Raw genomic sequence first — 20,067 nt, 5'->3', positions numbered from 1 at the left:
CGTCTGGCCGCGACTGTCGTGGCCATGTCTGTGGCGGCGGGCTTGTTGTCGGGTGCGCCGGCGGTGGCGAAGCCGAAGGGGCCGGAGGTGGCGAAGGCCCCGGCGACGTCGCCGGGGCAGTCGGTCAAGGGTGTGAAGCCGTTGCCGACGAGGTTCGTCACGCCGCCTGATGACGCGAAGTCGACGTACCGGCCGACGCGTACGGCGTGGCCGAAGGCCGTTTCCGCGAAGGTCGACCTGCCGGCCGCACCGCTTGTTGGGGCGCGGGGCGCGGCTGCGGCGAAGGCACGTGTGGCGGATGCGCCGGTGTGGGTTCAGCCAGCGGGGGAGAAGACGGGCCCGCGCACCCTGGCGGTGAAGGTCGCTGACCGCAAGGCCGCCGAGGCTGCCGGGGTAGACGGTGTGCTGCTGTCGGTGACTCCGGACGTAGCCTCGGGGGCGGTTCGGGTCGGCGTGGACTACGCGGGGTTCGCCGAGGCGTTCGGCGGTAACTACGGGTCGCGGTTGCGCCTGGTGCGTCTGCCGTCGTGTGTGCTGACGACGCCGGCGGCGAGCGAGTGCCGGGTGCCGTCGCCGTTGGTGTCGACGAATGACGCCGGGGCGAGGTCGGTGTCGGCGGAGGTGCCGATGACGACGGACGCGGGTTCCCGGGCGGCGGGCGGCCTGACCGTGTTGGCGGCCGTCGCGGCTGCCGGCGAGGAGGGCGGTAAGGGTGGCACGTATGCGGCCACGGATCTGAAGCCGTCGGGTTCGTGGAGCGGTGGTGGAAGTACGGGGTCGTTCACGTACTCGTATCCGATCAGTGTGCCGCCGGTGGCCTCGGATCTGGTGCCGCCGGTGGCGTTGTCGTACGACTCGGGCAGTGTGGACGGGCAGACGGCGTCGACGAACGCGCAGGCCTCGTGGGTGGGTGACGGTTGGTCCACGCCGCGTTCGTTCGTGGAGCAGACGTTCGCGTCGTGCATGGACGACCCGGGTGGCAGCGCGTCTCCGGTGAAGACGCCGGACCGTTGCTACGACGGTCCGATGCTGACGCTGTCGTTGAATGGCTCGTCGACGGCGCTGGTGTGGGACGCGGCGAAGGAGGTGTGGAAGCCGGAGTCGGACAACGGCGAGGTGATCACCCACGTCGAGAACGCCAACAACGGTTCGGGGACGTACAACACCGACTACTGGCGGGTGACGCTGCGCGACGGCACGAGCTACGAGTTCGGCCGTAACCGGCTGCCAGGGTGGGCCTCGGATAAGGCGGAGACGAAGTCGGTGGACCACACGCCGGTGTACTCGCCGCACTCCGGCGACCCGTGTTACAAAGCGGCGGGGTTCACCTCGTCGGTGTGCACGATGGCGTACCGATGGAACCTGGACTACGTCACCGACACCCACGGCAACGCGATGGCCTACTACTACGACCAGGCCACCAACTTCTACGGCCGTAACAAGGGCGCCTCGGACGAGTCCTACATCCGGGACAGCAACCTGGCGCGCATCGACTACGGCTTCACCGACGGCGGCGCGTACGGCACGGTGGCGAACCGGGTGGTCTTCAACACCGGTGACCGCTGCCTGTCGGGGACGTGTCAGCCGTTGAACTCGACGAACAAGGCGAACTGGCCGGACGTGCCGTTCGACCTGATCTGCGCCTCGGGAACCGACTGTGACGACTGGAGCCCGTCGTTCTTCTCCACGGTGCGCCTGACCTCGATCGAGGCCCAGCAGTACAACACGGCCACCAAGCAGTACGAGAAGGTCGACTCGTACGCCCTGTCGCACAGCATGCCGGCCACCGGTGACGGCACCTCGCCGACGTTGTGGCTCACCGATATCGCGCGTACCGGTCACGACACCAGCGCGGGTGGGTCCACCGAGGCGATCACGTTGCCGTCGGTGTCGTTCACCGGCATCAAGCTGCCCAACCGGGTCGACATCACCGGCGGCCTGCCGTCGTTCTACCGCCAGCGCATCGCCACGATCACCACCGAGACCGGTTCGGTGATCTCGCCGTCCTACGAGTTGCCGGTGCCGTGCACCGCCCCGGTCAGCACCGACCCGGCGGTCAACACGAAGTCCTGCTACCCGGTCTACTGGACCCCGGACGGCTACGTGAACCCGTTCAAGGACTGGTTCAACAAGTACGCCGTCACCCGCGTCACCTCGACGGACCCGACCGGTGGCGCCGCGGCCCTGTCGACCAGCTACAAGTACCTCGGCGGCGCGGCCTGGCACTACGACGAGAACGAGGTCGTCAAGTCCAAGTACCGCAGCTACGGCCAGTTCCGCGGCTACGCCAAGGTGCAGACGTTCACCGGCGACGGTGTCAACGACCGTCGGACCCAGTCCGAGACCGCCTACTACCGCGGCATGTCGAAGAACAACAACAGCATCGTGCTGAACCTGACCGACTCCGTCGGCGGCAACCACGAGGACGTCGACGAACTCGCCGGCAAGGAGTTGGAGACCACCAAGTACCTCGGCGAGAACGGCCGCGTCGACTCCTCCACGATCACCTCGTACTGGGTGTCCGGCGCCACCGCCACCCGCAGCAGGACCGGACTGTCGGCGTTGACGGCGCAGTGGGTCGCGCCGGTCAAGACGTACACCCGCCAGGCCGTCACCAGCAGCGGATCGGTGACCTGGCGTACCACCGCCAGCGACAACAGCTACGACGCGAACACCACCAGCGCCACGTTCGGCGAGCTGAAGAACACCTACACCTACACCGTGCCGGTCGACACGGCGTACAACCAGTGCACCACCTACACCTACGCTCCGGCGAACACCAGCAATAACCTCGCCGGCCTGGTCAGCCAGACCGAAACCGTGGCCGTGGCCTGCGGCGGGTTCACCCAGGGCAGCCCCGCCTCCGAACCCGGCAGCCTCAACACCCTGACCGCCCCCGGCAGCGTCAACCGGCCCGCCCAGGTCGTCAAGGCCGAACGCACCTTCTACGACGACCAGACCTTCTCCACCACGTTCCCGCAGACGAACGCCCCGTCCAAGGGCGACGTCACCCTCACCCAGACCGCCAAGGATTACACCTCCGGCGCGTACGTCTGGCAGACCACCGAGCGGTCGACCTACGACAACTACGGCCGGGTCACCGACTCGTACGACGCCAAGGGCAACAAGACCAGCAGCGGCTACACCATGAACGCCGTCAAACTGGTCACCGCCACCTCCAGCACCAACGCCGCAGGGCACGCCGGTTCCGTCACCCTCGACACGAAGCGCGGCATTCCGCTGGTCAGCACCGACCCCAACGGCGTCGTCACCACCCAGCGGTACGACGCGCTCGGCCGCGGGACGTCGGTGTGGCTGAACTCCCGTGCCACGAGCGTCGGAGCAGACTACAAGTTCGGCTACACCGTCTCGAAGACGGGGGTGTCCGCCACCACGACGGAGAAACTGACCGAATCCGGCGGCTACCAGAAGTCGGTCACCATCTACGACGCGCTGCTGCGCAGCCGTCAGACCCAGTCGGTCACCCCTGCGGGTGGTCGGATGATCACGGACACGTTCTACGACACTCGCGGGTGGACCCGCGCGTCGTACAACGGTTGGTGGGACGACGGTTCGTCGCCGGCGGTCAGCACGCCGGTGTCGGCGGCTGACTTGGGTAAGCAGGTGCCGAACCAGACGTTCACCACCTACGACGGCCTGGGCCGCGCGGTGATCGTGGCGGCGGCCAAGAACGGTGTGACCGTGTCGACGACGACTACGGTGCACGGCGGTGACCGCACCACGGTCGTTCCGCCTGCCGGCGGTGTGGTGTCCGCCACGCTCACCGACGCGCTGGGTCGGAAGAAGGAGTTGCAGGAGTACAGCGTCCGTCCCACGGTGACGACGCCGTCGGACACGTTCACCGGCACGTTCGCCGTCTCCGGCGGGACGGCGACGGTCAGCAAGTACGGCTACGACGCGCACGGCAACCAGTCGACGCTCACCGACGCCAGCAACAACGTGTGGACCTCGACGTACAACCTGCTCGGTCAGGTCGTGGCGAAGTCCGACCCGGATGCCGGTAGCAGCAGCATGACCTACGACGCCAACGGCAACCTGCAGGAGTCCACCGACGGGCGCGGCAAGACCCTGTCGTTCACCTACGACTCCCTGAACCGCAAGACCGGGGAGTACGCGTCGACGACGGCGAACCAGGCGTCGGCGAACCAGCGGGCGGCGTGGGTGTACGACAACAGCAACGGCGTCTCGGGGGTCACCAATGCGCTCGGGAAGCTGACCACCACCATCGCCTACCGCGCTGGGCAGGCGTACACCACGCAGCAGAAGGCGTTCAACGTCTTCGGTAGCTCGCTGGGCACGACGGTCACCATCCCCGCCACCGAGGGCGCCCTCGGCGGCTCGTACGCGTTCGGGCACACCTATACCTCGACGCTGGGTTTGCTCCTGACCGACACCTACCCCGCCAAGGGTGGGCTGCCCGCGGAAGTCGTGATACACGGCTACTCGCCGGATATGGATCTGCCCTGGACGCTCGGTGGACTGCACGGCTATGCCAACGGGGTCAGCTACGACGCCTACGGCCGGGTCAACCAGCAGACCCTCGGCATGAACACGAACCTGGCGTATGTCACCAACACCTACGACCCGCACACCAGCCGGCTGACCAACCAGCTCGTCACCCGCTCGACGGCTACCCCGTCGAATGTCGACGAGCAGGAGTACAAGTACGACCTGGTCGGCAACATCACCCGCAAGACCAGCAAGAGGTTGGGTGCCACCACTCCGGCGGAGACCCAGTGCTACGGCTACGACGGCCTGGCCCGACTCGCCGAAGGCTGGACCGGCACCGACGCCTGCGCCGCCACGCCCACGGACGCCAACAAGTCCATGGTCGGCAACACCATCGGCGGAGGTAGCGCCTACTGGACCAGCTGGCAGATCGACCTGATCGGCAACCGCACCCAGCAGACCGAGCACAACCTCACCGGCGGCACCGACACCAAGACCGTCTACGCCTACAACGGCAACGGTCAGAACAAGCCCCACACCCTGACCTCCACCACCACAACCGGCGGGGCAACCGGCACCACGTCGTACACCTACGACAACGCCGGCAACACCACCGGCCGCAACGCCGCCCAGGGCAACCAGACCCTCACCTGGGACGACGCCGGCAAACTCGCCACCGTGACCGGAGGCGCCAGCGGCGACAACAGCTTCATCTACGACGCCGACGGCAACCTGCTGCTGCAAAAGGAGCCCGGCAAGAACACCCTCTACCTGCCGGGGCAACAACACACCCTCAACACCAGTTCCACGGTGGTGACCGGTAGCCGGTACTACGCCCTCCCCGGCGGCGGCAGCTGCATCCGCACCGGGAGCGGCACGGCGTACACCTTCGCCATCGCCGACCACCAGGGCACCCCGTCGCTCTACCTCGACAACACCGCACAAAATCCGACCTGGCGGCAGTACACGCCGTACGGTGGCGCTCGGGGTGCTGCCGTCGCCGCACCCGACAACCATGGCTTCCTCGACAAGCCGATGAGCCCGACCGGACTCACCACCGTCGGCGCCCGCTCCTACGACCCCATCCTCGGTCGATTCATCTCCATCGATCCTGTGCAGGACGCAGCCCAGCCGCAACAGTGGAACGGCTACTCCTACGCCAACAACACACCCGTCACCTCGAGCGACCCCACCGGGCTGATCCCCACCGACTGCCTCACCCAGGCCAGTTGTCCCGATTACCGCCTCGGTGACGAAAAAGGCAACCGTAAAAACAAGGCCAAGAACTCCGATTGTTGGCCCCGTTGCTTGGGATCTCGGGATCTGACGAAGCCGCGACACTTGACACGGCCGAAACCCAATAAGCTTCGCTGTATGAACTGCAATACTGGGCCAGGTACTCCCGGAGCAGTCGAGTTTATGGAGCCCTGGCCGGGTTTGGTCCACTCAAGTGGGCAATGCCTCTCTCCGACGGCGCCCCCCTCCTGTTTCCGCACCGGAGGCTGGCTCCGAAACGATTGCGGAGTGCTGGTGAGTGACTACAACTCGGCATACGCACCGTGTCAAGTGGCCGCTCCGCGAAGGAAGCCTGTAAAGGAGGAGCCTAAGCCTTGGGGGACGTTGAATATATGCGGTGGACTGGGGGCTCAAATGGGTGCGTCCATAGCGGGGGAGCTGTGCATTGAGGTGGACCGGCATGGGCCGGGATTCGGTGGTGGATTCAAAGTTGGTACCGGCCCTAGTGCCGGCGCTGATGCAACGGTAGGCTTCAACTACTCTAACCAAGATATCGACGACAAAGGCGGGTGTAATCCTTACGGGCAGGTGACCGGAGGCGAAGGCGTTGTGGGCGGCATCAGTGGTGAGGGTGATGGCAATGGTAACTATCAAGGCGGCTTCTCTATTGGAGGGGGAGCTTCTTTCACTCCTGCTCCACCCTTCGCTTGGTCCGGTTCGAGTGGAATCAGTTGCGCAGAAGCTTTCCACCCTTTCAGTCAGTAGTGCCTGCTATCGGAAGTTAGAATATTGGAAGAGTTGAAAGCTATTGTTCGAACATTGAGGTGGCGATTGGCGGTGTGGAGCTTGCGAACTTCACTTGCGATATTGCCATCAATGGTCATTCTGGTTTTAATGGCGGGGATTGATGGTCTCAAGCAGCTAGCTGAGCCGTTGGTGTTGATCCTGTTCTTCATAGCCGCGATCGTATTAGTCATCGGATGGGTGGCGGCGATATTGCTTGCGCGTGACACCACAAGATTAGCTGTAGGGCAGTCAGGGCTTATCGATCCAGGTCGAAGCATGATTATATTGCAGCACCTTTTAAGAGACACCTGCAGCTTCCGTAACCGATAGGACAGGTACATTCCTCAACCATCGGTCTTGGGCGGCGCGGAGGCTTTCGGGCCTGTGGTCGTAGCCCCTGTAGCTAGCTCCTGGTGAGCTACTGATCGTCCCCGGCTGGGGGCTCCCCGAGTGGGGAGTCCCCCAGCCACCCGGTCAAAGCCTGAAGCCGAAAAGAAGGAGTGCTCCGCTTGGTCTCGGGCGCGAGGCCGGCAAGGCGCCCAATAGGACGTACCGTAGTGTCAGGAGTGGGATAAACTCGGCAATTGTGCTGCGGGCACCAAACGAGATGCTAACCGGCGCTGCCGTCCTGGCAGATGGTGTCTGTGTCGCGGCTTCGCAGGCGCCTGCCCTGGTCACTCGCGAGAGATGGAAAAGGGTTCAGGCCGGGCGAAGGACGCTCGGTCGCTCTATGGCGACGCTCGGCATCCCAAAAGGGCATGACACATCGGGGATGTCGAGCGTCCGTCTTGCCTATGAGCCAGCCGCTTCAGCAAGCTATTTCTTAAGCAACCAGATGACGCCCAGTGGGGGGACCTGGAGGGCCCCCGAGGCGACCAGGCCGTGCCAGGGCACGTCCTGGGCGTGCACCTCGCCCAGGTTGCCCACCCCGGAACCGCCGTAGTGGTGGGCGTCGGTGTTGAGCACCTCGGTCCAGGTGCCGCCGGCCGGTAGGCCGATCCGGTAGTCGTGCAGCGGTAGCGCGGAGAAGTTCGCCACGCACACCAGCGTCGAGCCGTCCGGGGCGATCCGGACGAAGGAGACGGTGTTGTTGGCGACGTCGTCGCCGGCGATCCACCGGAACCCGGCTGGTTCGGTGTCCTGCGCCCAGAGCGCCGGGGTGTCCCGGTAGACGCGGTTGAGGTCGCCGACGAGCCGCTGCACGCCGGCGCGGGCCGGGTCGTGCAGCAGGTACCAGTCGAGACCGCGCTCCTCGCTCCACTCCCGGTCGTCGGCCAGCTCGGAGCCCATGAAGAGCAGTTGCTTGCCGGGGTGCGCCCACATGTACGCCAGGAGCGCCCGGACGTTGGCGAGGCGCTGCCAGGTGTCGCCGGGCATCTTGCCGGCCAGCGATCCCTTGCCGTGCACGACCTCGTCGTGGCTGATCGGCAGCACGTAGTTCTCGCTCCAGGCGTACGCCAGGGAGAACGTGAGCTGGTGGTGGTGGTGCTGGCGGTAGATTGGGTCCTTCGACGTGTAGAGCAGGGTGTCGTGCATCCAGCCCATGTTCCACTTGAAGCCGAAGCCCAGCCCGCCGCCGGCGGTGGACTGGGTGACTCCCGGCCACGCGGTGGACTCCTCGGCGATCATCACGACGCCGGCGTGGTGCTTGTAGACCGTCGCGTTCACCTCCTGCATGAGCGCGATGGCCTCCAGGTTCTCCCGACCACCGTACTGGTTGGGCGTCCACTGGCCCGCCTCGCGGGAGTAGTCCAGGTAGAGCATCGAGGCGACCGCGTCGACGCGCAGCCCGTCGACGTGGAACTCCTCGCACCAGTAGAGCGCGTTGGCGACCAGGAAGTTGCGCACCTCGCGGCGGCCGAAGTCGAAGACGTACGTGCCCCAGTCCGGGTGCTCGCCGCGACGGGGGTCGGGGTGCTCGTACAGCGGGGTGCCGTCGAAGCGCGCGAGCGCCCACTCGTCCTTCGGGAAGTGCGCGGGCACCCAGTCGAGGATGACGCCGATGCCGGCGGCGTGCAGGGCGTCGACGAGGTGGCGGAACTCGTCCGGGTCGCCGAAGCGGGACGTCGGCGCGTAGTAGCCGGTCACCTGGTAGCCCCAGGAGCCGCCGAACGGGTGCTCCATCACGGGCAGGAACTCCACGTGCGTGAAGCCCAGCTCGGTGACGTACGCGGTGAGCTGGTCGGCCAGCTCGCGGTAACCCAGGCCGGGCCGCCACGAGCCGAGGTGCACCTCGTACACGCTCATCGGCTCCTGGTGCGGCCGCCGTTCGGCCCGCCGGGCGAGCCAGTCGGCGTCGTTCCACCGGTACGTCGAGTGGTGCACCACCGACGCGGTGGCCGGCGGCACCTCCGCGTACGCCGCCAGGGGGTCGGCCTTGTCCCGCCACTTCCCGTCGGCGCCGAGCACCCGGTACTTGTAGCGGGCGCCGACCCGCGCGTTGGGGACGAACAGCTCCCACACTCCGCTGGAGCCGAGCGAGCGCATCGGCCAGCCGTCGTCCGCGCCCCAGCCGGTGAAGTCACCGATCACGCGGACGCCCTGGGCGTTGGGCGCCCAGACGCTGAACGCCACGCCCTCGTCGAAGACCCGCGCGCCGAGCGCTTCCCACAGCCGCTCGTGGCGGCCCTCGCCGATGAGGTGCAGGTCCAGCTCGCCGAGGGTGGGCGGGTAGCGGTACGGGTCGTCGTGCGTGGTGCCGTCGACCTCCACCCGGTAGTCGAGCACGTTGCCCTCGACCTGCGCCTCGAAGATGCCCAGGTCGTGCACCCGCTTCATCGGGTGCCGGTCGTCGCCGACGAGCAGCGCCACGTCACCCGCGCCCCGGCGCATCGTGCGGATCGTGGTCGACCCCTCGGCGGGGTGCGCGCCAAGCAGCGCGTGCGGGTCGTGCGTCACACCGGTGATCAGCTGGTCCATCGGTCGTCCTTCGAGGCGGGAGCGGTCGGCGCGGGGCGGGACGGGCGGGTGGCAGCCGGGTGGGGCGCGGACGGGCGGCCGTCCGAGGACTGGGCGGCAGCCGCACGGGCCGCGGCGCGGGACGCCAGGGTGGCCGGCGTCGCCGCACTGCGGGCCGGGGTCGCCGCCGCCGCGGCCGGGGCAGATGGCGGGGCGGCTGAGGCAGAGGGCGCGGCGGCCGGGGGAGATGGCTCGGCAGCCGGGGCAGGTGACTCGGCGGCCGGGGGAGATGGCGCGGCGGCCGGGGCAGAGGGCGCGGCGGCCGGGGGCGGCGTCGTGGTGGCTGGGGCGGGCGGCGCGGTAGCCGGGGCGGGCGGCGCGGTAGTCGGAGTCGGGAGCGCGGTCGCCGGCGGCGCGGTGGGCGGGGACGACGGCTGGGTAGCCGAGGGCTCTGCGACGCTGGCCGGGGGCTCTCCGACGCTGGCCGGAGGCGGTGGCTCGGTGGCCGGGGTCGTCGGCGCGGTGCCGCCGGACAGCTCGTCCGGCACGTCGGCGACGGTGAGATCCGCCGGTTCGACGCCGGCCGGCTCGGGCACGGCGGGCGGCGTCGGGCGGCGGATGGTCAGCACGTGCGCCGGTTGCAGGTACGGGTCGAGCCGTACCGCGTTGCGTTGCCCCCAGTCGTAGCTGGTGCCGGTCAGCTCGTCGTACACGGTGAAGCGCTCGTGCCAGTCGAACCCGAGCGCGGGCATGTCGAGCGTGGTGTTGCCCCACTGCACCTCGCGGGAGTCGAACGAGCAGACCACGATGACCGTGTTGCCGGTCTCCGGGTCGTGCTTCGACCAGCAGAGCAGCGCCGGGTTGTCGATCTCGTGGAATTGCAGGTTGCGGAGCTGGTGCAGCGCCGGGTTGTCGCGGCGTACCCGGTTGAGGGTGGTCAGGAACGGCGCGAGCGAGCGGCCCTGCGCCTCGGCGGCGGCCCAGTCGCGGGGACGCAGCTCGTACTTCTCGTTGTCCAGGTACTCCTCCGCGCCGGGGCGGGCCACGTGTTCGAACAGCTCGTAGCCCGCGTACAGGCCCCAGGAGGGGGAGAGCAGCGCGGCCAGCACCGCCCGGATCTTGAACATCGGCGGGCCGCCGTGCTGCAACGATTCGTGCAGGATGTCCGGCGTGTTCGGCCAGAAGTTGGGCCGCATGTGGTCGGCCGACTCGACCAGTTCCTCGCAGTACTCCCGCATCTGCGCGGCCGTCGTGCGCCAGGTGAAGTAGGTGTACGACTGCGTGAAGCCGATCTTGCCGAGCCCGTGCATGATGGCCGGCCGGGTGAACGCCTCGGCCAGGAACAGCACGTCCTTGTCGACCTTCTTGACCTCGGCGATCAGCCAGTGCCAGAAGTCGAACGGCTTGGTGTGCGGGTTGTCCACCCGGAAGATCCGGATACCCTCGCCCACCCAGTGCAGCACGACCCGCAGCACCTCGGCCCGGATGCCCTCCGGGTCGTTGTCGAAGTTGACCGGGTAGATGTCCTGGTACTTCTTCGGTGGGTTCTCCGCGTACGCGATGCTGCCGTCGGCCCGGGTGGTGAACCACTCCGGGTGCTCGGTGACCCAGGGGTGGTCCGGCGCGCACTGCAACGCCAGGTCCATCGCCACTTCCAGGCCCTGCGCCGCAGCGGCCTCGATGAAGGCCCGGAAGTCCGCCGGCGTACCCAGGTCGGGGTGGATCGTGTCGTGGCCGCCCTCGGCGGCGCCGATGGCCCAGGGCGAGCCGACGTCGGTCGGTCCGGCGGTGAGCGCGTTGTTGCGGCCCTTGCGGTTGACCCGGCCGATCGGGTGGATCGGCGGCAGGTAGAGCACGTCGAAGCCCATCGCGGCCACGCCCGGCAGCCGCCCGGTCGCGGTGGCGAAGGTGCCGGAGCGCCCACCCGCTGCTCCTTCGGAGCGCGGGAAGAACTCGTACCAGGCCGAGAAGAGGGCCCGCTTGCGGTCAACCCAGAGGGTGTACGCGTCACCGACCGTCACCAACTCGCGCACCGGGTGCTCCCAGAGCAGGTCGGCGAGGGCCAACGCCGGCCCGACGCGCTGCGGTAACGGCAGATCGGTGGCGGCGAGGGCGGTGAGCGCGTCGGCGACGCTCGCGCGGTCGGCGGCCGGCACCAGGTCCGTGGCGGCGGCCAGCACCCGGGCACCCTCGGCCAGGTCGTTGGCGAGATCCTCCGGGCCCTGCCCGGCGGCGATCTTCTTGGTCACCGCGTTCTGCCACGTCAGGTACGGGTCTCCGAACGCCTCGACCGTGAAGGTCCACGCGCCGACGGCGTCCGGGCGGATCGTGGCGTGCCAACGGTCCTGGCCGGGCTCGCCGGGGCGCATCCGGGTGAACGGCCGTTTCTCGCCGTCCGGGCCGGCCCACACCACGTTGCAGCCCAGCGCGTCGTGCCCCTCCCGGTAGGCGCGCGCCGACACCGGAACCGGCTCGTCGACGACCGCCTTGGCCGGGTACCGCCCGCACGAGACGACGGGGGAGACGTCTTCGATCGGGAACCGTCCTGTCACCCCGCCAACCTACTGTGCGAGATCGGCTCGCGCGCGGCCAAGCACCCGCCCGGTGGGCACCCGACCCAAGATCCGCTCACTTTCGGGGAAACTGCTGCATCGCAGCGCGTTGAGACAGCAGTTTCCCCGAAGTTGCGCGGATCTCCGCGGCTCGGTGGGTAGAGGCGTCCATCTGACCGGCCGCTCCCGCCTTGATCCACTCGCGTTACAGGAAACCGCGGTGTCAGTGCGCGTTCGATGCCGCGATTTCCCGGAAGGCGAGTGGATCAAGACCGTGTGGCACACACGAACGGGCCAGGTGGGGGGTTCTGGAGCGCGGCCCGTGGTGGCATTCGGGCGGCGATGATCGTTGGCGCCTCGGCAGCAATGCGCTCGGCGTGTCGTACCGCTCAGCCGCCAACGATCGAGGGAGCGACGTTGTGCTCGGGCTCAGGCGGGCGGGTTCGGTGCGACGAACGAGCCCTTGCCCTGGCGAGTGACGATCCAGCCTCGCTCCTCGAGAATCCGAAGGGCGTAACGCACAGGCCACGCGCTCGACTGGTACTGCTCACGCATCTCGGCGATGGACGGCAGTTTGTCGCCCGGTTTGAGGGTGCCGCTGCGGATTGAAGCAGCGACGTCATCGATGATCTGCTCGTACAGCGGTGCTTGCGGCATGGTGGCGCCACCTCTCGTCAGCGCACCGATCTTCGCACTCTGGGTAACTCGCCGTGCATGCTCTGTTGACTGTGACGGCAGTGCCTTCTAAGTTGGGATGGGTAGGGGTTCTCTCGTCAGCAACGGAGTGCCTCCAGCCGGGGCGGGAGTGCCCGCAGGTCGCTTCCGCCCCGGGTCGATCGTCCGGTCAGCCGCCGTTCCCCAATGTTCGCCATCTCGATCGCGCTGGTCAGGAGGCACGATGTATGAACGTTCGCCGGATGGGCCGTTGCCACCGGCCAATCCCGTTGCCGGTGCGCGTCCTCGGCTGCCGGACGGGGATCAGGTGCCCTGTCCGCCGCTCCCGGCGCGGGCGTCGCTCACCCGGCGGCAGTACCTCTACGGACTCGTGATCGCTGTGGTCGTACTCCTGTTGTTTGTTCTTGGGGTCGTGCGGTGAGCGCGACGGGCCGGCGGTGAACGAGCTGCCGGTGGGTCGCCGGGTCGCCCAGTGGCGGGTGCGGCGCAACATGACGCAGCAGCAGTTCGCGGACCGGCTCGGCAAGTCGAAGAGTTGGGTGGACAAGGTCGAGCGTGGGGTACGCCGGTTGGAGCGGGTATCGAACCTCCGGGAGGTCGCCGAGACGTTGCGCATCGACGTGGAGGTCCTGTTGGCGGCACGGCCAGTGCGGCCGACTCCGGTCGTGGCCGGGGTGGACGGGGTACGGGCGGCGCTGGCCCGGTACCACCTACCGGGCGCGGACCGACTGCCGCTGGCGGAGGAGTTGCGGGCCCGGCTGGAGCATGCCGAGCAGAGCTATCGCCACGCTCGGTACCCAGCGTTGCTGGCACTGTTGCCCGGCCTGCTCGACGCGGCCCGGGAAGCACACGCGGCTCGCCCCGGCGCGACGGACGCGCTGCTGGTGTCGGTGTACGCGCTCATCGCCCTGGCGCTGGTCAAGGTCGACCAGGGGGACCTGGCCTGGTTGGCCGCCGACCGGGGAATGGCAGTCGCCTTGGCGACCCACGACCCGCAGTTGGTCGGCCTCGCCACCGTGTCACTGAGTCAGGCCCTGCGATCTCGTGGTCGACGACGATCCGCCCTGGACGCCGCGCTCGTCGCCGCGAACACATCGATGTGTCTCGGGCCGGTGACGACTCTCCGGCTGGCGCGCTTCGAGGCGTGCTACTGATCCAGGCTGCGCTCGCCGCCGCGGGTGGCAAGGACCAGGCCCGCGCACTCCGCGCGCTCGACCAGGCCACGGGGATCGCCGGCTGGGCGGTGGTCGAGGCCGCCCGAGTGGTGGCCGAGGCGTCCCTTGGCGACGTCACCACGGCCTCGGCTCGGCACGAGCGGCTGGTAACCGGCGAGGAGTGGCGGTGGCTGCCGCCCGAGCACCGTGCCGCGTACCTCCTCGATGTGGCCCGCGCCTACGCGCTGACCGGCGACATGCTTCGGGCTGGCCGGGCGCTGCTCGACGCGGAACGCACCGCACCCGGCGAGGTGCACGACCGCCCGGCGGTACGAAAGCTGGTCACGGTCATGTGGCGGTCCGCCGACGCGCCAGCCGGCATCGTTCAGCTCGCCACCACTCTCGGTGTCGCCTGACCGCCGTCACATCGTCTTCCCGTCGTCGCCGAGTACGGAGCCGACAAGTGCGTCCAGTCCCGCGTGCCACCGAGCTTCGGGCCAGTCGCGCAGGTGCTCGACCAGGTCGCTGCGGACGGCGGCGAGCAGCGCGTGGGCCAGGTAGTCCGCCGACTGTGGGCCGCGTGCCTCGGTGACGAGGCCGGCGAGCAGGGCGTGCCAGTGGTCGTACGCCTCGTTGCGGTACGGGCTGCCGCCTCCGGCGCTCTCCAGCGCCAGCGTGAGCACCCGGTTGTCGAGCTTGAAGCGCAGCATGGCCCGCAGCAGGTCGACGGCCTGTTCCGCGGCCGGCCGGGTGGGTGACACCGCGAGCGCGTCCCGCAACCGCAGTCCCCGTTGCTCGTAGAGCGCGCGGATGAGCCCGATGCGGTCGCCGAAGCGCCGGAACAGGGTGCCCTTGCCGACGCCGGCCGCGGTGGCGATGTCGTCCATCGACACCTGGTCGGGGTCGGTTGCGGCGTCGAAGAGACGCCCGGCGGCGGCCAGCACCGACTCCCTGTTGCGCAGCGCATCGGCCCGCATCGGACACCCCTCTCGCCAAACGGACTGCCGGTCCGTATAGTCGAAGCGGACCGGCGGTCCGAATCTTATCGTGGCCGTGCCGGACGACGAAAGGACGAGATCATGTCGGACCACCCCACCGCGGTGTTCCATCGCGCCATGGAGCTGCTGCTCGCCAAGGACATGGCCGGGTTCATCGCGCTGTTCGCCGAGGACGCGGTGCTGGAGCTGCCGTTCGCGCCGCCCGGCCAGCCGCGCCGCGTAGCCGGCCGCGCCGAGCTGCACGACTACCTGATCAACTACCCGGCCCTGCTCGACGTCCGCGAGATCCACGATCGAACCGTGCACGAGACCACGGATCCAGAGGTCGTCGTCGTCGAGTTCGCCGCCTCCGGTGTCGTCGTCGCCACGGGTCGGCCGTACGAGGTGCGCTACATCGCCGTGCTGACCATTCGCGACGGGCGGCTCGTGCGCTATCGCGACTACTGGGATCCGATCGCCGCCCAGGAACTGCTCGGCGGCGGCCTGGTGCGCTCATGATCCTGGTCATCGGTGGCACCGGAACCACCGGCCGCATCGTCGCCGCCACGCTCGCCGAGCGTGGTCACCCCACCCGGATCGCCAGCCGACGCCCCTCGACCGGAGGATTCCGCTTCGACTGGTACGACCCGACCACCCACCCGGACGCGCTGGACGGCGTACGCGCGATCTACGCCATCCCCCCGGTCGGCGAGGTCGATCCGGTGCCGGTCATGCTGCCCTTCCTCGAACGAGCGCGCAGCGCCGGTGTCCGCCGGGTGGTTCTGCTCAGCTCCTCGGCCATTCCGCCCGCCGGACACGGGCTGGGTCTGGTGCACGTGCGGCTGGGTGAGCTGTTCGCGCAATGGGCGGTACTGCGGCCGTCCTGGTTCATGGAGAACTTCGTCGGTGAGCAGCCGCACGCCGTCAGCGCTCGCGAGCAGGGCGAGATCGTCAGCGCCACCGGCACCGCCCGGGTCGGCTTCGTCGATCCCGCCGACATCGCCGAGGTGGCGGTGCGGGCTCTCACCGACCCGACGCCGCACAACACCGACCACCTCATCACCGGACCGGAGGCGCTGAGCTACGACGAGATCGCCGCCGTCCTCACCGAGGTCGGTGGCCGGCCGGTCGAGCACCGTGCGATCGACACGGCGGAACTGACCGCCCGCCACACCGCGAACGGCATACCGCCGGACTTCGCCCGCTTCCTCGCGAGCCTGGACACGGCGATAGCGGCAGGGGCGGAGGACCGGACGACGTCGACCGTCGCGGACGTGACAGGTCGCCTGCCCCGAACCTTCCGGGACTTCTGCCGGGACCGGCTGCGCGGCGACCGTCCCGGCTGACGCTCGATCGGCGTCTACTCATCACAAATGGCGTAGCCTCCGCTCATGATCAAACGGGTCAGGGTTGCGGTTGTCGGTGTCGGCAACAACACGTCGGCGCTGGTGCAGGGGCTGGCTCTCTACCGCCAGAGCGGCAGCCTGGTCGGAATCCGCAGAGAAATGATCGACGGGCTCGGGGTGGGCGACATCGACGTCGTGGCGGCCTTCGCCACCTCCGAGGAGAAGATCGGTCGGGACCTGACCGAGGCGATCTTCCTGCCGCCCAACAACTTCCCCCGACTGAGCTGCGACCTACCCCGAGCAGGTGTGCCCGTCACGAAGGGCCTCGTCGACGCGACCGGGGTGGGGCGGGTGGCGGCGGCGCTTGCCGAGGCGGAGGTGCTGCTCTACTCGGCGCCGAGCGGCCGGCCGGAAACCGCTCAGGCGTACGCCGAGGCAGCTCAGACGGCCGGTGTCGCCTTCATCAACACCACCTCGGACCCGGTCGCACGCGATCCAGGTTGGATCGACAGGTTCGAGGCGGCCGGGCTGCCGCTGCTCGGCGACGACCTGGCCAGTCAGTTCGGCACCTCGGTACTGCACGACGCGCTGCTGCGGCTGCTCCAGGAGCGGGGCCTCACCCTGGACAGCTCCTACCAGGTCAATTTGGGCGGCACCGAGGACTTCCGCAACCTGGTCGAGAACCCCAACACCAAGAAGCAGTCCAAGCTCAATGCCCTGTCGGGCGCGAACGGCGTCGAGGTCGCCCCGCTCGGCTACCTCCCGCATCTCGCGTCGCAGAAGGTGGCCCACCTCAACCTCGAGGCGCGGGGTTGGGGTGAGACGGCGGTGAGCCTCGACGTGAAGCTGAAGGTGCACGATCCGAGTGGCGCTGCGGGAGTCAACATCGACCTGATCCGCATCGCGGCCAGCGCGCTTAGAGGCGGGCGTGGTGGTTACCGCGCCGAGGCGACGTCGTTGCTCAAGTCCCCTCCCGGGACGGCGGTTTGAGCCCGGCGGTGAGGAGGCGTTCGATCCGGGCGTACTCGGCGGCCATCTCCGGGGTGGCGAGGACGTCGTCGAGGTCGGCCGAGGCCTGGAAGTCGACCTCCTCCACCGAGCGGATGGCCAGCTCGTAGATCTCCCCGCGCGCGTTCTCCTCCAGATAGGTGGTCCAGTGCTCCAGCGCGGTGAAGGCCGTCAGGAGACCCTGATCGAGGTCACTCTCGGCGAGAATGCCCTCGTCGATCCGTACCAGCAGCGCGCGCAGCTCCGTCGCGTCGGCCGTCGGCACGTTCTTGCGGGCGCTGGTGAGCGCCGCCCACCCGTCCTCGGTCATCTCGTCGTCGACGGCGGTGTCGAGCAGATCGTCCCGGGTCAGCCGGGTGACCGTGTCGAGGCCGAACGCGCGCAGGTCGTCGTCGCCCGCCGCGACCACGAGTGCGAGGATCGCGGCTTCGAGTTCGTCGTACCGCATGTCGTCAGCGCCCGCCGACGGAGCGGTACACGTCCAGGGTCTGCCGCGCGACGGCATCCCAGGAGAAGTGCTCGACCGCCCGCCGTCGACCGGCCAGGCCGAACCGCTCGGTACGCGCCGGGTCGGCGAGCAGCGCGTTGATCGCCGCCGCCAGGTCGGCCACGAACGTCTCCGGCTTCAGCGGCGTCCCCGACCCGTCGGTGGCCTGCTCGATCGGCACCAGCAGCCCGGTGTCGCCGTCGGCCACCACCTCGGGGATGCCGCCGGTGGCGGTCGCCACCACGGCCGTCTCGCAGGCCATCGCCTCCAGGTTCACGATGCCCATCGGCTCGTACACCGACGGGCAGACGAAGACCGTCGCGTGCGTGAGCACCTGGATCACCTCGGGCTTGGGCAGCATCTCGGCCACCCAGACGACGCCGGAGCGGTTGGCCCGCAGCTCGGCCACCAGCTCCTCGACCTCGGCGGCGATCTCCGCCGTGTCCGGCGCGCCGGCCAGCAGCACGAGCTGGGTGTCCGCCGGCAGCTCCCGGGCGGCCCGCAGCAGGTAGGGCAGGCCCTTCTGCCGGGTGATCCGGCCCACGTAGACGACGCTGGGCAGCGCCGGGTCGATGCCGAGCCGGTCGAGCACGTCGGTGCCGGAGTCCGGGGCGTACTGCACGGTGTCGATGCCGTTGTAGACGACCTGGACCTTCGCCGGGTCGATCTGCGGGTACGCGGTCAGCACGTCGCCGCGCATCCCACCACTGACCGCGATGATCGCGTCGGCCGACTCGTACGCCGTGCGCTCGATCCACGAGGAGAGCGCGTAGCCGCCGCCGAGCTGCTCGGCCTTCCACGGCCGCAGCGGCTCCAGGCTGTGCGCGGTCACCACGTGCGGCACCCCGTGCAGCAGCTTCGCGGTGTGCCCGGCCAGGTTCGCGTACCAGGTGTGGCTGTGCACCACGTCGGTGCCGGCGGTGCCGGCGGCCATCTCCAGGTCCACGCCCATGGTCCGCAACGCGGCGTTCGCGCCGGTCAGGCCGGGCGGATCGGCGTACGCGGTGACGCCCGGCTCGGTGCGCGGCAGGCCGAAGCAGTGCACCCGGACGTCGGCGAGGCGACGCAGCTCCCGGGCCAGGTACTCGACGTGCACGCCCGCGCCGCCGTAGACCTCCGGCGGGTACTCGCGGGTGAGCAGGTCGACGCGCAGCGGGGTGGGTTCCGTCATGACCCCGCACCCTAGTGCAGAAGACTCCCCGTACGAGTGGTGAAGTGGCACGCGGGTGGATAGCGTCGGGGCATGGCTGCCAAGGTTCTCGCGATCGTCCTGGCGGGTGGTGAGGGCAAGCGCCTGATGCCACTCACCACGGATCGGGCCAAGCCGGCCGTCCCGTTCGGCGGGATGTACCGCATGGTCGATTTCGTCCTCTCCAACCTGGCAAACGCCGGCTATCTCAAGATCGTCGTGCTGACCCAGTACAAGTCCCACTCCCTCGACCGACACATCACCAAGACCTGGCGGATGTCCACGCTGCTCGGCAACTACGTCACCCCGGTGCCGGCGCAGCAGCGTCGCGGCCCGTGGTGGTTCGCCGGCTCGGCCGACGCCATCTACCAGAGCTTCAACCTCATCAACGACGAGCAGCCCGACTACGTGATCGTCTTCGGCGCCGACCACATCTACCGGATGGACCCCCGGCAGATGGTGGAGGACCACATCGCCTCCGGCGCCGCGGTGACCGTCGCCGGCATCCGCCAGCCGCTGTCGATGGCCGACCAGTTCGGTGTCATCGAGGTCGGCGAGGACGGCCGGAAGATCCGCGCGTTCCGCGAGAAGCCCACCGACGCGGTCGGCCTGCCGGACGCGCCGGACGAGATCTACGCCTCGATGGGCAACTACGTCTTCACCACCCGGGCCCTGTGCGAGGCCGTGGAGCGCGACGCCGCCGACAAGAGCAGCAAGCACGACATGGGCGGCAGCATCATCCCGATGCTCGTCGAGCGGGGCGAGGCCAACGTCTACGACTTCCGCGACAACGAGGTGCCGGGCAGCACCGACCGGGACCGGGGCTACTGGCGGGACGTGGGAACGCTCGACTCGTTCTACGACGCGCACATGGATCTGATCAACGTGCACCCCGTGTTCAACCTCTACAACTTCGACTGGCCGATCTACACCGAGCAGCCGCCGTGGCCGCCGGCGAAGTTCGTCCACCAGTGGGGTGAGCGGGTCGGCCGGGCGGTCGGCTCGATGGTCTCGCCCGGCGTGGTGATCTCCGGCTCGCTGGTGGAGAACTCGATCGTGTCGCCGAAGGTCCGGGTGCACTCGTGGGCGCACGTGGAGGGCTCGGTGCTGATGGAGGGCGTCGAGATCGGCCGACACGCGGTGGTCCGACGGGCGATCCTGGACAAGAACGTGTTCGTCCCCGAGGGCGTCGAGATCGGCGTCGACCTGGAGAAGGACCGCCAGCGCTACACCGTCTCCGACAACGGCATCGTGGTCATCGGCAAGGGCCAGAAGGTCGAGCCGTGACC

The 20,067-nt window shown here is 68.8% G+C and carries 12 protein-coding genes and 1 pseudogene; 7 read left to right on the top strand and 6 right to left on the bottom strand.

Going from position 1 to position 20,067, the window contains the following annotated elements:
* The first annotated feature begins 63 nt into the window (after positions 1–63).
* Positions 64–6,471: an RHS repeat-associated core domain-containing protein gene (locus tag ACIBTX_RS07820; RefSeq protein ID WP_396832212.1), complete on the top strand. Its 6,408-nt coding sequence runs from the start codon at positions 64–66 to the stop codon at positions 6,469–6,471.
* 837 nt (positions 6,472–7,308) lie between these two features.
* Here ACIBTX_RS07820 and glgB read toward each other — a convergent pair.
* The 3 genes and pseudogenes from glgB to ACIBTX_RS07805 form a co-directional block, all read right to left on the bottom strand.
* Positions 7,309–9,411, bottom strand: a complete 2,103-nt coding sequence (glgB, locus tag ACIBTX_RS07815) for a 1,4-alpha-glucan branching protein GlgB (protein ID WP_357120039.1) — start codon at positions 9,409–9,411, stop codon at positions 7,309–7,311.
* Between the two features lie 482 nt (positions 9,412–9,893).
* Positions 9,894–11,942, bottom strand: a pseudogene (locus ACIBTX_RS07810) (maltotransferase domain-containing protein); the annotation flags it as partial.
* A gap of 429 nt (positions 11,943–12,371) precedes the next feature.
* Positions 12,372–12,599: a winged helix-turn-helix domain-containing protein gene (locus ACIBTX_RS07805; protein ID WP_355618591.1), complete on the bottom strand. Its 228-nt coding sequence runs from the start codon at positions 12,597–12,599 to the stop codon at positions 12,372–12,374.
* A gap of 455 nt (positions 12,600–13,054) precedes the next feature.
* Here ACIBTX_RS07805 and ACIBTX_RS07800 point away from each other — a divergent pair, with 455 nt between their 5' ends.
* Together ACIBTX_RS07800 and ACIBTX_RS07795 are read left to right on the top strand one after the other, a co-directional pair.
* Complete coding sequence (locus ACIBTX_RS07800; protein WP_396832211.1) at positions 13,055–13,771, top strand: helix-turn-helix domain-containing protein; 717 nt, start codon at positions 13,055–13,057, stop codon at positions 13,769–13,771.
* Positions 13,762–14,187 carry a hypothetical protein gene (locus ACIBTX_RS07795; RefSeq protein ID WP_396832210.1) on the top strand — a complete coding sequence of 142 codons (426 nt, stop codon included), beginning with the start codon at positions 13,762–13,764 and terminating at the stop codon, positions 14,185–14,187. Before ACIBTX_RS07800 ends, ACIBTX_RS07795 begins: the two co-directional genes overlap by 10 nt.
* Positions 14,188–14,193: 6 nt before the next feature.
* Here the strand turns inward: ACIBTX_RS07795 and ACIBTX_RS07790 are convergent, their stop codons facing one another.
* Positions 14,194–14,748 (bottom strand): helix-turn-helix domain-containing protein, encoded by a 555-nt coding sequence (locus ACIBTX_RS07790; RefSeq protein ID WP_357120031.1) that lies wholly within the window; start codon positions 14,746–14,748, stop codon positions 14,194–14,196.
* Between the two features lie 102 nt (positions 14,749–14,850).
* Between ACIBTX_RS07790 and ACIBTX_RS07785 the strand changes: the two genes are divergently transcribed.
* From ACIBTX_RS07785 to ACIBTX_RS07775, 3 genes are read left to right on the top strand one after another with little or no spacing between them, the layout of a single operon-like run.
* The gene (locus tag ACIBTX_RS07785) at positions 14,851–15,267 is read left to right on the top strand and encodes a nuclear transport factor 2 family protein (RefSeq protein ID WP_357120028.1); all 417 of its coding nucleotides are present in this window, start codon (positions 14,851–14,853) and stop codon (positions 15,265–15,267) included.
* Positions 15,264–16,094 carry an NAD-dependent epimerase/dehydratase family protein gene (locus ACIBTX_RS07780; protein ID WP_357397728.1) on the top strand — a complete coding sequence of 277 codons (831 nt, stop codon included), beginning with the start codon at positions 15,264–15,266 and terminating at the stop codon, positions 16,092–16,094. Before ACIBTX_RS07785 ends, ACIBTX_RS07780 begins: the two co-directional genes overlap by 4 nt.
* Before the next feature lie 45 nt (positions 16,095–16,139).
* Entirely contained in the window at positions 16,140–17,084 is a 945-nt protein-coding gene (locus ACIBTX_RS07775; protein ID WP_396832209.1) for an inositol-3-phosphate synthase, read from the top strand.
* Here the strand turns inward: ACIBTX_RS07775 and ACIBTX_RS07770 are convergent.
* Positions 17,056–17,550 carry a hypothetical protein gene (locus ACIBTX_RS07770; protein ID WP_357171564.1) on the bottom strand — a complete coding sequence of 165 codons (495 nt, stop codon included), beginning with the start codon at positions 17,548–17,550 and terminating at the stop codon, positions 17,056–17,058. The genes ACIBTX_RS07775 and ACIBTX_RS07770 overlap by 29 nt on opposite strands.
* 4 nt (positions 17,551–17,554) lie before the next feature.
* Entirely contained in the window at positions 17,555–18,760 is a 1,206-nt protein-coding gene (gene glgA / locus ACIBTX_RS07765; protein ID WP_396832208.1) for a glycogen synthase, read from the bottom strand.
* Positions 18,761–18,832: 72 nt separating this feature from the next.
* Here glgA and glgC point away from each other — a divergent pair, with 72 nt between their 5' ends.
* A complete protein-coding gene (glgC, locus tag ACIBTX_RS07760; RefSeq protein WP_278138510.1) occupies positions 18,833–20,065 on the top strand; it encodes a glucose-1-phosphate adenylyltransferase in 1,233 nt (410 codons plus the stop codon).
* The last annotated feature ends 2 nt before the right edge of the window (positions 20,066–20,067 follow it).

It is taken from the genome of Micromonospora sp. NPDC049359 (assembly GCF_044466585.1).
GTDB lineage: Bacteria > Actinomycetota > Actinomycetes > Mycobacteriales > Micromonosporaceae > Micromonospora.
Note: the sequence above shows the minus strand (reverse complement) of the source record. Positions and strands in the feature narration are given on the sequence as shown.